The sequence below is a fragment of the Cryobacterium sp. Y82 genome, assembly GCF_002929495.1.
In the GTDB taxonomy this organism is placed as follows: domain Bacteria; phylum Actinomycetota; class Actinomycetes; order Actinomycetales; family Microbacteriaceae; genus Cryobacterium; species Cryobacterium serini.
In genome coordinates this window covers 1-13,203 of record NZ_PJJJ01000011.1, presented here as the reverse complement: position 1 = coordinate 13,203, position 13,203 = coordinate 1, and the positions used below count along the sequence as shown (strand labels likewise).

The following is a 13,203-nucleotide window of genomic DNA, read 5'->3' as shown; positions in this document are numbered from 1 at the left end:
GCCGACAAACCCACCGAGAATGACCGACTCGAACTAGCCGCCTAAACTCCCACTGGCCTCATTCACCTTGACAAATTCCGCCCGGATCTTCAGCGCGAAACTGTTTCCGCTCTAATTGAAGTTGCGGGGCTCGCAAACAGGCAGGTTTTGATGACGACGCACAGCTCGAACTTGGTGAGGAACATACCGATCGCAGCCGTGCGTTTCGTCGAGGAGCAGCAGGGGAAGCGCGTGTGGAGTTCCAGTGACACATCCAGCGAGCGGTTCGTTCTCCAGCAATTGAACAAGGCGATGGGGACTTTCGCGGATCACAATGTGCGTTGCTTCTTCATCGTTGAGGGCAAGAACGATATCGGCGGTCTACTGGCACTGAGCGATGCGCTACAAGCCGCCCGTCCCACTGAATATCCAGATCTTCGCCAAATGGAAACTGACGGTGAGCTTTGCTTCATACCTATCGGCGGCTGCGGCGCCGCTGCTCTTTGGGAGAGCCGCCTGTCGCCGTTTAGTAGGCCTGAGGTTCACCTTCTTGATTCCGATCGCTTGGTTGAAGGGTCGGCTCTGAAACCCGAGATATCCAAGTACCTAGCGCGCTACAACACCGACGATCACCTGTCGTCACACATGTTTGTTCTGACCCGGCGAGAGATGGAAAACTACCTCACTATTGAGGCGATCGAAGATGCTTTCAAGGGTGCAAACCCAATGTTCCCGAAACTATTCCGGGAAGCTGTCGAAGGCCACGACTGGGGATATGTCGACGTGCCGGAGACCGTCGCAAGAGTGCTTCACTCTCTCAATTCGGAGGTCGAATGGTCACTCGCTTCTGACAAGAAGCGCAGCGAGAAGGAGTCTGACGTGAAGAGGAAACTAGTCCCATGTTTCGGGCACCCGTCTGTGGCGGAGGCTCTTTTGGCCCTCGGTGCCGAGCGAGATCTTCTTTTGGTCGTTGCGACGGTGGCGGATGTGGCAGCGTGAATCCGGGGGCTTCGGCCACTACCCGCAACCAACAACTCCTTCTTGTAGCCAATGGATTCTTTGGAGCTCTTGCAGCGGAGGGCGTTGTCGAGTTCAACCCATCGATCATGGACTTTGAATTTGCGTTCGGGAAAGCCTGGCGAGCCTGGCGTTGCGCGAGCGTCTCGGAATTCCCGACGTTCGCACTGGGGAAGAATCGGTTTCGCGACGTTTTGTTCCGCGTCAGTCGATCCAGTTCTCCTTTTGCCACCTATCGTGACGGTATCGAAATGACGCCGAGTGGGCTCACGCCCCGCGAATACCTCGCAATCTGGGCGCCTGAAGTTACACCAGAAGACTGGATCGCGTTGGCCCAGCTGTATCTGTCAGGACGAGAAAGCAACAGGTGAATCTCAGCTTGATTTTGGGGCTGAGAGATGCTTTCGCCGTGAGGGAGAGCTCGGCCGACCAGGCAGGTTCGACCCAACTGTGAGGAAATCAAGAACTTGACATAATCAACATTATCGGCCCGGATTTGATGTTTCTGGCGCGCAGACGAGCGAACTCTCCAGCGGGGGAACCCGGACAAGGTAGGGCGACCTCGCCTGGGCGGTAGTGTCGGGTCAGCCCGGGGTTCGGAAAGCACGAGCGTGGGGCGCGCCGGCTGGAGAGCCGTGACAGGCAGCAGTTTTGTTGGCCTGCGCGGACTTGGCGCTGAGGAGGTAGGTGGGCTCGTTGCAGGCCGGGTTTCCACGCTCGAAACGCATGATACTGCCGTTGCGCGTCATCTGGTGGCAGCGGTAGCAGACGGGCAGGCTCATGAGGATGAGCACGTGGGGATCGGTGAGTACCTCAAAGATGGGGTGAAAGCGTTTGGCGCAACTGTCGGTCGCACGCCCTCTCGTAGGCACAACTGTGAGTGATCTCTTCTTGCGGCAGCTCGCATTCGGCGCAAATTGGCGGGGCCGACAGCCTCACGGCAGCGACTGGGGCGGCGACAGGACAATCTGTAATGAGGGTGAGAGTAGCGCCGGGCCGGGCTGTGTCGGTCCGGCCCGGCTTGCGGAACTCCAGGTAGATGACGAACTCTTGCCGACGTCCGCCATCAACCTGGACCGGGTGCGCAGGTCGGTACCCGCTCTCGATAATTCACCTAATACAAATTCGTAGGAGATGTGCTGATACATCACAGATTCTTAGAGTGAGCGGATCATTTTCTTGCCCACAACTTGCCCACATTTGAACGGAAATGATGCTGCTAAGGGTGATCACATCAAGCACAATAAGCCCGTGAAATCAACGATTTCGACGCCGCAACGCCTGTTTCCGGGCGCCCATCGGTCACTCGTAATGAGAAGGTCGTCAGTTCGATTCTGACAGGCGGCTCCACTAAATTTGCTGATCAGATAAAGTTTCTGAAACCGGTCCAGTGGTGTGTTTCTCCGAATTTGCCGGATTTGCCCATTGGGCCTGGAGCATTTCGGTCAAGAACGCCGGAAACGGTACTGATCGTGGCTCATGGTTCTTCGGCGTGCCCCAGAGGATGGCGCCCGTTGGTTCTGTAACGGCTTCAGCTACGTCTAGGCGGCGGCGTCCCAAGTTCGAGGCGTTTGACCTTTAGGGCGGCCATCTCGCCCCAACGGAGGCCCGTATAGGCCAGCAGGTAGATCACTGTCGAGGTGGGCGCGCAGAGCGTGGCCAGCTCATCGACTTGTTCGGGGGGCGTGCACGGCGACCGGAGTTTGACTCGGCCCTAGACGCCCTTGAAGGTTGCGACACTCTCGTTGTCACCACGCTTGACCGTTTGGGCCGGTCGACAGCCAACATGCTGGAGCTCGCGGGAGTNCGACAGCCAACATGCTGGAGCTCGCGGAAGCGCTGCGCACGCGCGGTGCCGCGCTTCGCGTTTTAAACCTGGGCGGGGGAGACGTGGACACGAGCACACCGATGGGCGGCATGGTGTTCACGGTTATGGCCGCGTTGGCCGAGATGGAACTGGCCATCAAACGCGAACGCATCATTGACAGTGTCAACAAGCGTCGCGCGGCCGGCAAGGATCTCGGCCGCCGCCGCCCACAGTTCACCGAAAGCCAAGTCCTCAATGCCCGGCGCCTGGTCAACGCGGGCGAATCCGCCACGCAGGTCGCGCGAGATTTGAGCATGTCGCGTGCCACTTCGTATCGAAGAATTTCCGCACTCGGTGCGTGAAGCTCGACTATGTTCGCGGGTGAAGCAATCGGAATTTGCGTGATAACTTCCTCGAGGTGACGCGCCGAGAGTCGTCTTCGGGGTGGTGACCTTCCGTCCCGGATGCCCCCCCTTCACCGGGCATTTTCTCAGGCGGGGTATACGGGCATGGAGTGTCGCGAAACCCTCCGAGGAACTGTTGATATTCCCTGCGTGTTCGGGCGTTCCGGCGGTCGTCCCGCTTACGGGCAGGAGACAACGTTGGATCCGTGCGCGTCTTCGAGATACCGTCTTCAGCGGAGTGCCATCATGGAGGCAGCGGGAGAACGCGAACCGGCCCTGACAGCTAGGAATGTAGTGAGCACGCGTACCGACGCAAGGGCTTCAAGAACTGGCCACCCGCATGCCTTGTGGTTCGCTGCGGGATCGGCAACCGCCGCAGTGACCGGTGGTTTGTTAGCGGCGCTCTATATTGCATCCGTTATCGGCTGGTCAGTGGAAGGTAGAGCACCGGCATCGGGGTGGCTCGGTATCGTCATGGGGGCTGTTGTCGGCGGGATCTTCGGTGGGATCGGGATCGGTATTCAGCGACGGGTGTCGATTCCGCGGATCGCTGCACCGCTGATTGCTCTGACGCTACTGATGCTGTTAGGGATCCTGGCGTGGGTGGTGCTCACACCGTTCGACTTGAACGGGAGTCTCCGGTACGGGGTAGCTGTGACCGCGCCATTCGCCACGATCGCCGCCCTCCTCGGGACCACAATCGTCGCTCTAACGAACTCCGCGCTGTGGCTTCGTGTTGGTGGCGTCGCCAGCGCTCTCATCGCTGTTTCATTGGTAATTGGCTTACTAGCAGTCGGGTAGGGCCTCTTGGTTCCATGCGCCGGTCATCGTTCGGCTACGGGCACTGACTCTGTCAGGCTGGTGATTTCTTCAAACGCTTACCCGGTGTCTGGCAGCACATACTCTGTGAAGGAGGGGGTACACGAAATGCAACTGCAAAGACCGGCCTTTCCCGTGCTCCTCGCCGTGACCGCGCGGTCCTGGATCCTCGGCATTCCGTCGCTCGCCCTCATCGCCCTGGCGGGGCTTCAGTTCGCGATCATCTCACATGCGGGTCTCAGAGAATCCTGCGATCAGAACCCCGAGCTGGGCAGTCTGCCTCTGCCCTCAGCAGGCTGGACTACGGACGGCGCATTTTCGTTCTTCCCCATTGGGGTCCAATGCTCCTATTTCACAAGCGAGCATGAACTCCTCCTAGTACATACCCAGACCAGCGTGTGGGACTGGGGAATCACGATCGCCGCGATCCTCGGAGTCCTGGGCTTTGCTCTCTTTCTGACCGCCCGGCTCGCCACTCGACGAACCTGGCACGAATCCCTCTGAAGAATTAGACCCAAACCGTCCCGATAAGGGTTGGTCTTGAGGGACGCGCTACGCCCTGATTCCGGTGAGCGGGAGGTACTCGTCAAGCCGAGAGTGCTTCCGTAGGGGATACTGCATTTATGGGGAAGAGAAAAGAATCGCTCGCTTGGTGGTCAGTTATTGCGATCGCGGTCCCCGCCATGGGGTTTGGCGTATTTTTACTCGCACAGGCCTCGTCCATGCAGACATTGGTGGGCGGAGGCGTTCTCGTCCTCATCGCACTGACCGCAGTTTTCAATGCAGTGCTGAGTCTGCGGAAGCTATCGCGACCGACCGGGTGGCGTTCTGCCCCGTGATAAAACCAGATACGGCTAACCGCTCGAGCTGTTTAGGTGACCGGGATGAATCTCACCGGCGTGTCTCGATTGTCCTCTTCGACGGGTTCGAGCTACTCGACGTCTTTGGCCCGGTAGGCCTACTTGGAATGCTGTCGCAGGCGTTTTCTGTCGAATTGGTCGGCCCCGCTTCAGGGCTTGTGAGGAGCAGTCAGGGTGCCGAGGTCGTGGCGACCGTTGGATATCGTGACGCGAAACGTCCCGACATTGTTCTTGTTCCTGGAGGACGAGGTACTCGCTCGCTCGTCAACGACGCAGGATTCCTCGAATGGCTGGCAGCGTGGGCAAGCGAGGCACGACTGGTGACCTCGGTGTGCACCGGGGCTGCTGTGCTCGCCGCGGCAGGGCTACTCGATGGGTTTCGAGCGACGACCAATAAGCGCGCGTACGGATGGGCGACGTCGCATGGTTCGTCCGTCGAATGGGTTGCTCAAGCACGGTGGGTAGAGGACCGCAGTCGATGGACGTCTTCAGGCGTCGCGGCAGGAATCGACATGACCGCCGCACTGGTCGCGCATCTCTTCGGGCCAGAGACTGCTGCGGTGGCCGCTGCCGCTGCCGAGCTAGAGATTCACACGGACCCGCACTGGGATCCCTTCGCTGCGGCAAACGGACTGTTCTGACCGGAGCAGTCCCGTAGAGGGTTCCCTTGTGAAACGAGGCGCGAGCCCAGCCTTGACTCTGCGACTTGGCCCAAAATCTGTGTCGTTCAAGGTCCGGCTTCCGGGCATTGTATCCATCAATTTTCTGACAGTCCCGCCCCACACCGATTGGAGATTGGCACGTCATGGTGGGCAGAACTCCAAGGTCCCCGAGGGCGCGGCATCGCGAACGCTGCCCACCGTTCGCGAGCTGAGTGTCGGATGCTGGGAGTAGCATGATCGCAGTCTCGCTCTTCTGCTATTGGAGGATGAAATGTCCCGTCCCACTGACCGTTCCGGTACCGCGCTTCTCGTGATAGATGCCCAGAACGGGGTTCTGGCCAACGCCCACCGGCGCGGTCCGGTGGTTGCCAATATCGCGATTCTGATAGACCGCGCCCGCGCTGAAACAGTGCCGGTCCTCTGGGTGCAGCATTCCTCTGACGAGCTGCCGATCGACAGCGATGTCTGGCAGATCGTTCCCGACCTCACGCCAGCGCACGGTGAGGCCGTTATCCGCAAAGAGTATGGAGACTCGTTCGAGGCGACCAGCCTGGAACAGGTGCTCGCCGGGATCGACGTCGGGCACCTCGTCGTTGTCGGTGCGCAAACCGACGCGTGCGTGCGCTCCACCCTTCATGGGGGTTTCACCCGCGATTACGATGTGACGTTGGTCTCCGACGCGCACACCACAGAAGATCTCACCGAATGGGGCGCTCCGCCGCCCGCTCAGGTGATTGAGCACACCAACCTGTACTGGAGCTTCCAGGCCGCCCCCGGTCGAACCGGCAAGGTCGTGCCGACGGCAGACGTCGAGTTCACGCGAAGAGCCCCTCGAGCGAGATAGAACGTTCGCTCACGCTTCGTTGCTCGGCCGGGCCGGTGATCGTCGATTGCGACGATATCTTGATCGAGTGATCCGATGTCGTTGTGGTCCGAGCTGCGGCCCCCAGCACCACCAGCAAAGGAGCAGAGATGTCATTCCAGGCATACCTCGACAACATCGAAGACAAGACTGGACTGACCCCGCGACAGTTCATCGCGCTCGCTCAGGAGAAGGGGTTCGACGACCCGTCCACGAAAGCCGGGGTGATCGTCGATTGGCTGAAGGCGGACTTCGACTTGGGCCGCGGTCACGCCATGGCGCTCGTGCACATCATCAAGAACGGCGAAAAAATCGACACGAAGCACGTGGGCAGTGGCACCGCGCACAGTGACGCATCCGACACACTCTGGCTCGACGGGAAGCAGAACCGCCCCGCGTGAGCCAATAGCTCCTGGCCGCCGCCGCTCACTTGGACGGATTTCGGTGCCCGCTGAGGGTTCGGCTTACGGTGGAACTCCTCAGCGCTCATTAGGGGGGGGCGACGCGCTTCCGCAGTGCTCCCAGGGGGTCCCGGATCGCTCAGCCAACCTGAACCTGAACCTGAACGAGTGTTTGTGGGCAAGGCTGGTTTGTCCACGTGCCGGTGAGGACTTCCGGTGTTGCAGTGTCGTCGAACCTGGCGCGCCAATCCGAGCCGCTCCTCTGGGGGCGTTGCGGGGCGAGTAACCGGGCCACGACGAGTCGCAGGGCGCCTGCTTCAACGACGGTCGCGCCGCGGTCGTGCCGAGTAGACACTGTGCCGGCCGAAGATAGCGAGGGGACGGACGCGTCGTTCTTCCCGCTGCCGGTGACGACGGCCGTCGACTCGCGGAGAACTCGCACGCCATCAATTTCGATGTACTGCTCTGCTTGACGGCCACCCGTGAGAGCAGCCGTCGCAACCGCCGCCAGATATGCGGGGTCTCCCGTAGCGTCGTACACCCACCGTTGGCCCAGAACTGAATGCTGCATGGTGCCGATAATCCAGGCCTCGCCGCCCACGAGCGGCACACCGCGGTAGGTCAGAGGTACCTGTAGTACTGGGCCGTCTCCTGACCTGACGAGTATTGTTTCGATGCCCACCTCGCCATTGGGATCGTCGAAGCGGAACGAGCCAACGCTCGTGAAGGTCGCGCTGGCGCTGCCTTCAAACCACGGCTGGGTCGGCGCCCACTCCTTGATTAGCTCGATCTTCGACGGCTGCAGCTCGGCCTGATACAAGAGTGCCATACCGCTGATTCTAGGGGACACCCAATTGGGCCCTCCTTCTGAAGTCTTGCAGGCCGCCCTTTCTCTCAAGCCGCGTTCGGCGACAGGTTAGAGATCGCTTGAGCGCTCGGTAAGAGTTCGGTTTGCGGGCGCGAGGTGTTGCGATCTGGCCGAGCAGTCTGGAATCAGGACTGCGGTATCACGAAATGCGCAACGACGGTCAAGACCAGGATGATCGGAACGGCAAACACTGTCCGTCGCGACTGTCCGCCCAGCCACCGGTTTGATCTGGGCCGGAGCAGCAGCCCAACCAATACGGTCGCCAGCAGCGCGAACAGGATGCCTGCGCTGATCAGCGACGCACGGACGGGCAATAACTGTGGCGGGCACACCGCCGGAAGACTGGCCGCGCAAGCCCAACTGGGAAGGACCGGCTGCGCCATCCAGAGTACGAGTAATCCCAGGAGTACGGTCCCCACTGCGACGGCGGGGGAGCGCGTGGCGCCGACGGTCTGGATGGGCATAGAGCCAGACTATCGATCAAGCACTACTGCGGCGCGACGGCTGCAGCGCTTGATTCTTCGCGATAGCGTGAATCAGTCCCGTAGAGGGTTCTCCCTGCGGTCAACTTGCTCAGCGAATCGACTCGAGCGGAATCATGCTTCACCGCGCCCGCTGGTCATCCGTCTTACGGGCGAAGTCGCGGGATCCGCGCATTAGGAGTGACGGTCTATGTGAGGTCCTCCGCGATGTTTTGGTCGATGCTCGATCGGTGCCGTGCGTGGATGCCGACGACGGCCAACGGGAGCAGGGCGTACACCGGCGCAAGCGCCAGCGCGCCGAGGAAGGCTGGACCGGTCGGTGCGGCATAGTCAAGGTTCATCGCGAGGAGCGCCCAGCACGCCCCGGCGCTGCCTGAAGTCAGTACAGCCGCTATGTAGAGCGTTCCTCGAAAGGGATCCTCGTGGTCGCGATCGACGACGGCGGCGATAGCCAGGGCGAAGCCACCGAGCGTCAAGGCCGCGATAGGCAGGAAGAATACCCACAATGGTTGCGTGTTCGAGACCTCGGTACCGGACCACTGCACGTTCAGAGGGTTCGGCAAGGGCATCCATCGCATCACCACGATTCCGACGGCCACGCTCGGAACCGCGACGAGCAAGGCGGCGAGAATACGGCGCGTGAACATCATGACGCACCGATTCTAGGGGAGCCGTGGGGTAATTGGCAGGTTCGCGTTGACGGTTCCTCTTGCGGGCCCGCCTGAGCGACTTGCCCCAAAGTCCTGCAGAGTTCGACGGTCGCACAGCGTCCGTTCACCGGAAAGGTGTTGACATTGGACCTGGCCAACTTAGCTGCACAGGTGTGGTTCGATCAGGTATGAGACGAAGCTTCCAAACTGCACTGACCGTAATCCTCATCGCCGTCGTCTTGCTTTGTGGCATACCCGTTGCCGCTGCCGCCTATCAGGCAGGAGTCCCGGACTACCAGTGCGCCATTTCCCAACAGATACCGGATGGTGCCGTGCGCGAGCTCGGCGCTTCAGGAACTTTTTCTGTCTGGCCTGTAGGTCTGGAATGTCGCTATTTTGATGCAACCGGATCGGAGTTAGTGGTGTCGCCTGGCTGGTTTGCCACCGGGCTTGGCATCGGGAGCCTGACAGCATTGGTGGCGCTGACCGTGCTGTCTATCGTCGCCTGGGTGCCATCGCTCCAATCACGCAGCCGTGTACTCGACCTGCCTGGTGGACACGAACCGTCTCGATGAGGGTTGGGCTTACGGACCGTATGTCGCCGGTCCTCAGGATTCTGCCGTCCTCACGAGGTGAAACAAGCGTCTTGCCCTTCAGTCGGCGAGGTCGAGCGGCCACACCACGCGGAATCGCTCAAACACAATCTCGTCATCCTCGCTCCAGATAGCGCCCCGCGCTGCGCACGTGCGAGTCCAATACTTCGCGTGCTGACTCTTCCAGCTGGTCAGCGAGCGGTCGTCCTCGCCCTCATCCCACGCGAATGATTCGTCGGCGCTGTTGAACGTGCCCAGGCGGAATTCGGTACTGCGCATGATGATGATCGGCACGCCCGTGCTGTCACAGGCGATCCAGTGGGAACCGATCCTTGGCAATTGTTCGCCGTTAGCGGCGAACACGGCCGCAAGCTCCGATGTAGCCCGCTTCGCTCCGTGCGTGACCTCCCTCAGAAGTTCGTCGGCAAGGCGCGCCGAGTCACCGAACTGTTCCACTGTGTACTCAGGGCAGACGCGTACGGCGTCAATGTGGGTATCGGCGTACTCGGCCCAGAACGCCGCGCCTGCCAGGGCGTCGGGTGGAGCTGCTGCAGGTTCGTGAGGAGTCATTCGGTCAGTCTTCCACAGGGATACTCGTTCACTGTCACCGGTAATGTCCGCGGCAGCTGCCGAGAATGCGACGCCACCCGGCGTCTGAATATGCGCGACTGTAAAGGTTGATGCCCGCGATGTTCGAGTCGCCTACTTCGAAGCGACGGAGTCGACCGTCGCTCCGTTAGACGTCCGGCTTGCGGGACGCCATAGGTGGAGGACAAGGTATTGTTCGTGGCGGGCCGGAATCACCTACGCTTCTTTCGTCCGTTTTATAGCGCGGTGTGATCGCTGTCACCCGGTGGAGGCTTGGCCGTTCGTGGACTTGCCGCCGATCCAGATCTTCGCCCAGCTGCTCGACGCGGACACGTACTTGTGCTCAATATCAACGATGTATCGGGTGTTGAACGAGAACCAGCAGGTCAAGGACCGCCGCCGACAGGCACGCCACCCGGCCTGGGCGATCCCGGAACTGACGGCCACGGGACCCGGCCAGGTACTCAGCTGGGATATTACGAAACTCGCCGGTCCAGTCAAGGGGAAGTACTTCGATGCTTACGTGATGATCGATATCTACTCGCGCTACATCGTTGGCGCATATGTTCACGCGTCGGAATCGGGCGAGCTGGCGGTGGAGATAATGAAGGAGATCTTCGGCATTCACGGGGTCCCGCAGGTCGTGCACGCCGACCGCGGCACGTCGATGACGTCCAAGACCGTCGCGGCATTGTTGTCTGATCTGGAGATCACCAAGTCGCATTCGAGGCCCCGGGTGAGTAATGATAATCCCTACAGCGAGGCGTGGTTCAAGACCCTCAAATTCTCGCCGACATTCCCCGAACGCTTCGGCTCCCTCGCCGATGCGAAGACGTTCATGGCCTCATTCGTCGACGGCTACAACCACGAACATCGCCATTCGGGGATCGGCCTGAACACGCCAGCAGACGTTCACTATGGCCTTGCCGAGTCGAAGGCCGTGGCACGGGCGGCGACGCTGGACGCGGCACGTGCTCGTTTCCCAGCGCGATTCAGCACCAATCAAGCACCACAGATCCTGTCCATTCCCGAGACGGCATGGATCAATAAACCAGCCGTAAAACCCGTCGAGAATGAAGGGCTCGAACTAGCCGCCTAAACTCCCACTGGCCTCATTCACCTTGACAAATTCCGATGAGCCCAGGGTGCAGTTCTCCCAAGGGACAGCATCGGGTTCATCGATGCATGGATGAGCCCGCGGGAGAATGCCTCCGCTCGTGGACACTCGCGCGCAGCAAGATTGGTGTGAACCCGATCGACTGAATCGAGCAATACGGATATGAGCCCTGATAACGACGTAATAGAGCGGTCAGCGCGTGAGCCGGCCGTGTTCGCGACGTTGTACGACCGTCACGCGACGTCTGTTTTCCGGTATGCCGCACAGCGGCTGGGCGACCACGCTGCGGACGATGTGATGTCGGAGACGTTCTTGGTGGCATTCGAGCGGAGGTCGGCCTACGACTTGACGGTGGTCGATGCGCGCCCGTGGTTGCTGGGTATTGCCACGCGACTGATGCGCAAGCATGTCCGCTTGGAGGCGACGGCGTGGAAGGGGATGACAGCGGACCTCGCGGCGCAGATCGTCCCCGACCTCATTGACCTGGCCGGCGCACGTATTGACGCTCACCGCCTCACCCAGCGGTTGGCGAAGGCGCTGCGGCGACTGCCGGAGATCGATCGCGACACCCTGCTGCTATACGCGTGGGGCAACCTCGACTACGCCTCGATCGCCACAGCGATGGAAGTACCGGTCGGAACAGTGCGCTCACGACTGAATCGGGCACGGCGCCAACTGCGCCGCGCTGCAGGTATCGAAACCCTCGAACAGGAGACGGACTATGGACGAACTGACACTGCTCCGCAACACGCGTGACGACTCGCGCGAACCGAGCCCGACGGCGTTGACCGCGGGGCGGGCCGCGCTTCTCGGCCGCATCGCGGACGGCGACGCGACGGCGCAGCATCGAAAGAAGCGGGCCTGGACGCCGCGGCTGACGTGGGCTGCTGCTGGAGTGGCCGCCGCAATAACGGGCGTACTCGTGGTGGGCAACGTCACCTTGAGCGCGCAGTCGGCCTACGCGAGTGACGTGCTGCGGTCCGCGGCCATCCAAACCATCCAATATGCAGATCTTATGGCTGGCTCCGATCAGTACCTTCGTTCGCACACGCACGCTCGCTGGGGGGTCTGCGATGAGACCGGATGCAAGCCGAACGATCAGATCCTGGACGTATATATGCCCGCCGATCCCGGGGCGGAATGGACGCTCTACCGCGATTGGGGCAACATGTCTGGCGTGCTCACCGGCGAATCGATCGAGACAACCCGAGCTGTCGACGGGCAATTCTATGGCCCGGATTCTTCATGGGTAAATGTCGTCTTTACAGACATTCCCCTCGACGGCGCTGCAGCGTATGAGTGGATCGACGCTCAGTACAACGGTGGATCGGCATCCCGCGACGAGAACAACTTCGTGCGCATCACTGACATCCTTCGGTCCGGTCTAGTTCCGGCGCCACAGCGCGCAGCTCTCCTCGACGCGCTATCTCGTATTTCCGGAGTTACGGCCACTGACAACGTCGCGAATCTCGACGGCGTGACAGGAATAGCGATCGGCCGGAACGAGATGCTCAGAGCGGGGGAACGCCAAGAAATCATCATCGATCCCGACACCGGCCTCGTCATTGGTGAACGGGCCATGAGCGGCACAACTCTATTCGGGTGGGGACTCAGCGAGGAAATGTCGCTGACCGCAATCGAGACGACCGTTGTCGACACGGCGCCATGAGTGCTTTGAGTCACGAGGTAAACCCAGCAGCAGTTGAACTTCCGCCGACGTACTCTGTCCCGGTCCCTCTTCCATCGGCACCGGTGACGACAACTACACGGCGCCGTTGACCGCAGGCGTGGCCTGGCAATTGCAAAGGCCTCAATTCGCATGGCTTCCGATTTGCGTGTGCCCCACAACACCGGTAAGAAGAAGGTCTTACCCGCCGTTTTTGCAGACGCAGCGAAGAGAAGGGTCTCGGCTCCGCTCCTTCACTCAGCGAGGAACGCATGCACTAACGGCCGCGTGACTCGCCTACAGTCCTTGACTGCATTCACCGTCCCGTAGGGAGTTCGGCTTATATGACGACCGTGATCGTCGACGTCGGTATTTGTGACGTTTAGCGCTAAGTGGTCGCGTTTTGTGATCCGCTTGTGCGACCTCGC

General features: G+C 60.7%; 15 protein-coding genes and 2 pseudogenes. 12 read left to right on the top strand and 5 right to left on the bottom strand.

From position 1 onward, the window contains the following. The first annotated feature begins 150 nt into the window (after positions 1–150). Together CXY70_RS00190 and CXY70_RS00185 are read left to right on the top strand one after the other, a co-directional pair. Positions 151–978 carry a hypothetical protein gene (locus CXY70_RS00190; RefSeq protein WP_104190406.1) on the top strand — a complete coding sequence of 276 codons (828 nt, stop codon included), beginning with the start codon at positions 151–153 and terminating at the stop codon, positions 976–978. After that, positions 975–1,367: a hypothetical protein gene (locus CXY70_RS00185; protein WP_104082774.1), complete on the top strand. Its 393-nt coding sequence runs from the start codon at positions 975–977 to the stop codon at positions 1,365–1,367. Before CXY70_RS00190 ends, CXY70_RS00185 begins: the two co-directional genes overlap by 4 nt. Positions 1,368–1,580: 213 nt before the next feature. Here CXY70_RS00185 and CXY70_RS00180 read toward each other — a convergent pair whose 3' ends face one another. Then, complete coding sequence (locus CXY70_RS00180) at positions 1,581–1,868, bottom strand: hypothetical protein (RefSeq protein ID WP_104190405.1); 288 nt, start codon at positions 1,866–1,868, stop codon at positions 1,581–1,583. 740 nt (positions 1,869–2,608) lie between these two features. On the opposite strand from CXY70_RS00180, the pseudogene CXY70_RS00175 reads away from it, so the two are divergent. The 6 genes and pseudogenes from CXY70_RS00175 to CXY70_RS00150 all read left to right on the top strand — a co-directional run bounded on the left by CXY70_RS00175 (position 2,609) and on the right by CXY70_RS00150 (position 6,811). Next, a pseudogene (locus CXY70_RS00175) lies at positions 2,609–3,165 on the top strand (recombinase family protein). 336 nt (positions 3,166–3,501) lie between these two features. After that, a complete protein-coding gene (locus tag CXY70_RS17420; protein WP_146066000.1) occupies positions 3,502–4,008 on the top strand; it encodes a hypothetical protein in 507 nt (168 codons plus the stop codon). 126 nt (positions 4,009–4,134) lie between these two features. Further along, complete coding sequence (locus tag CXY70_RS00165) at positions 4,135–4,530, top strand: hypothetical protein (protein WP_146065999.1); 396 nt, start codon at positions 4,135–4,137, stop codon at positions 4,528–4,530. Between the two features lie 64 nt (positions 4,531–4,594). Further along, positions 4,595–5,527: a DJ-1/PfpI family protein gene (locus CXY70_RS00160; protein WP_369851257.1), complete on the top strand. Its 933-nt coding sequence runs from the start codon at positions 4,595–4,597 to the stop codon at positions 5,525–5,527. 292 nt (positions 5,528–5,819) lie between these two features. Continuing rightward, the gene (locus CXY70_RS00155) at positions 5,820–6,392 is read left to right on the top strand and encodes an isochorismatase family protein (protein WP_104190402.1); all 573 of its coding nucleotides are present in this window, start codon (positions 5,820–5,822) and stop codon (positions 6,390–6,392) included. Positions 6,393–6,520: 128 nt separating this feature from the next. Then, a complete protein-coding gene (locus CXY70_RS00150; RefSeq protein WP_104190401.1) occupies positions 6,521–6,811 on the top strand; it encodes a DUF4287 domain-containing protein in 291 nt (96 codons plus the stop codon). A 139-nt stretch (positions 6,812–6,950) separates the two neighbouring features. On the opposite strand, the gene CXY70_RS00145 is transcribed toward CXY70_RS00150, so the two are convergent. The 3 genes from CXY70_RS00145 to CXY70_RS00135 all read right to left on the bottom strand — a co-directional run bounded on the left by CXY70_RS00145 (position 6,951) and on the right by CXY70_RS00135 (position 8,811). Further along, positions 6,951–7,640, bottom strand: a complete 690-nt coding sequence (locus CXY70_RS00145; protein WP_104190400.1) for a hypothetical protein — start codon at positions 7,638–7,640, stop codon at positions 6,951–6,953. A gap of 164 nt (positions 7,641–7,804) precedes the next feature. Next, positions 7,805–8,143, bottom strand: a complete 339-nt coding sequence (locus CXY70_RS00140; RefSeq protein WP_092449009.1) for a hypothetical protein — start codon at positions 8,141–8,143, stop codon at positions 7,805–7,807. A 206-nt stretch (positions 8,144–8,349) separates the two neighbouring features. Continuing rightward, positions 8,350–8,811, bottom strand: coding sequence for a hypothetical protein (locus tag CXY70_RS00135; RefSeq protein ID WP_104190399.1), 462 nt, complete (start codon positions 8,809–8,811; stop codon positions 8,350–8,352). 188 nt (positions 8,812–8,999) lie between these two features. On the opposite strand from CXY70_RS00135, the gene CXY70_RS17415 reads away from it, so the two are divergent. After that, positions 9,000–9,386 carry a hypothetical protein gene (locus tag CXY70_RS17415; RefSeq protein ID WP_146065998.1) on the top strand — a complete coding sequence of 129 codons (387 nt, stop codon included), beginning with the start codon at positions 9,000–9,002 and terminating at the stop codon, positions 9,384–9,386. A 78-nt stretch (positions 9,387–9,464) separates the two neighbouring features. Here CXY70_RS17415 and CXY70_RS00130 read toward each other — a convergent pair whose 3' ends face one another. Then, positions 9,465–9,974: an ASCH domain-containing protein gene (locus CXY70_RS00130; protein WP_104190398.1), complete on the bottom strand. Its 510-nt coding sequence runs from the start codon at positions 9,972–9,974 to the stop codon at positions 9,465–9,467. Positions 9,975–10,272: 298 nt separating this feature from the next. On the opposite strand from CXY70_RS00130, the pseudogene CXY70_RS00125 reads away from it, so the two are divergent. The 3 genes and pseudogenes from CXY70_RS00125 to CXY70_RS00115 all read left to right on the top strand — a co-directional run. Next, positions 10,273–11,091, top strand: a pseudogene (locus tag CXY70_RS00125) (transposase); the annotation flags it as partial. 180 nt (positions 11,092–11,271) lie between these two features. Further along, entirely contained in the window at positions 11,272–11,865 is a 594-nt protein-coding gene (locus CXY70_RS00120) for an RNA polymerase sigma factor (protein WP_104190397.1), read from the top strand. Next, positions 11,831–12,778, top strand: a complete 948-nt coding sequence (locus CXY70_RS00115; protein ID WP_104190396.1) for a hypothetical protein — start codon at positions 11,831–11,833, stop codon at positions 12,776–12,778. Before CXY70_RS00120 ends, CXY70_RS00115 begins: the two co-directional genes overlap by 35 nt. Positions 12,779–13,203 lie beyond the last annotated feature (425 nt).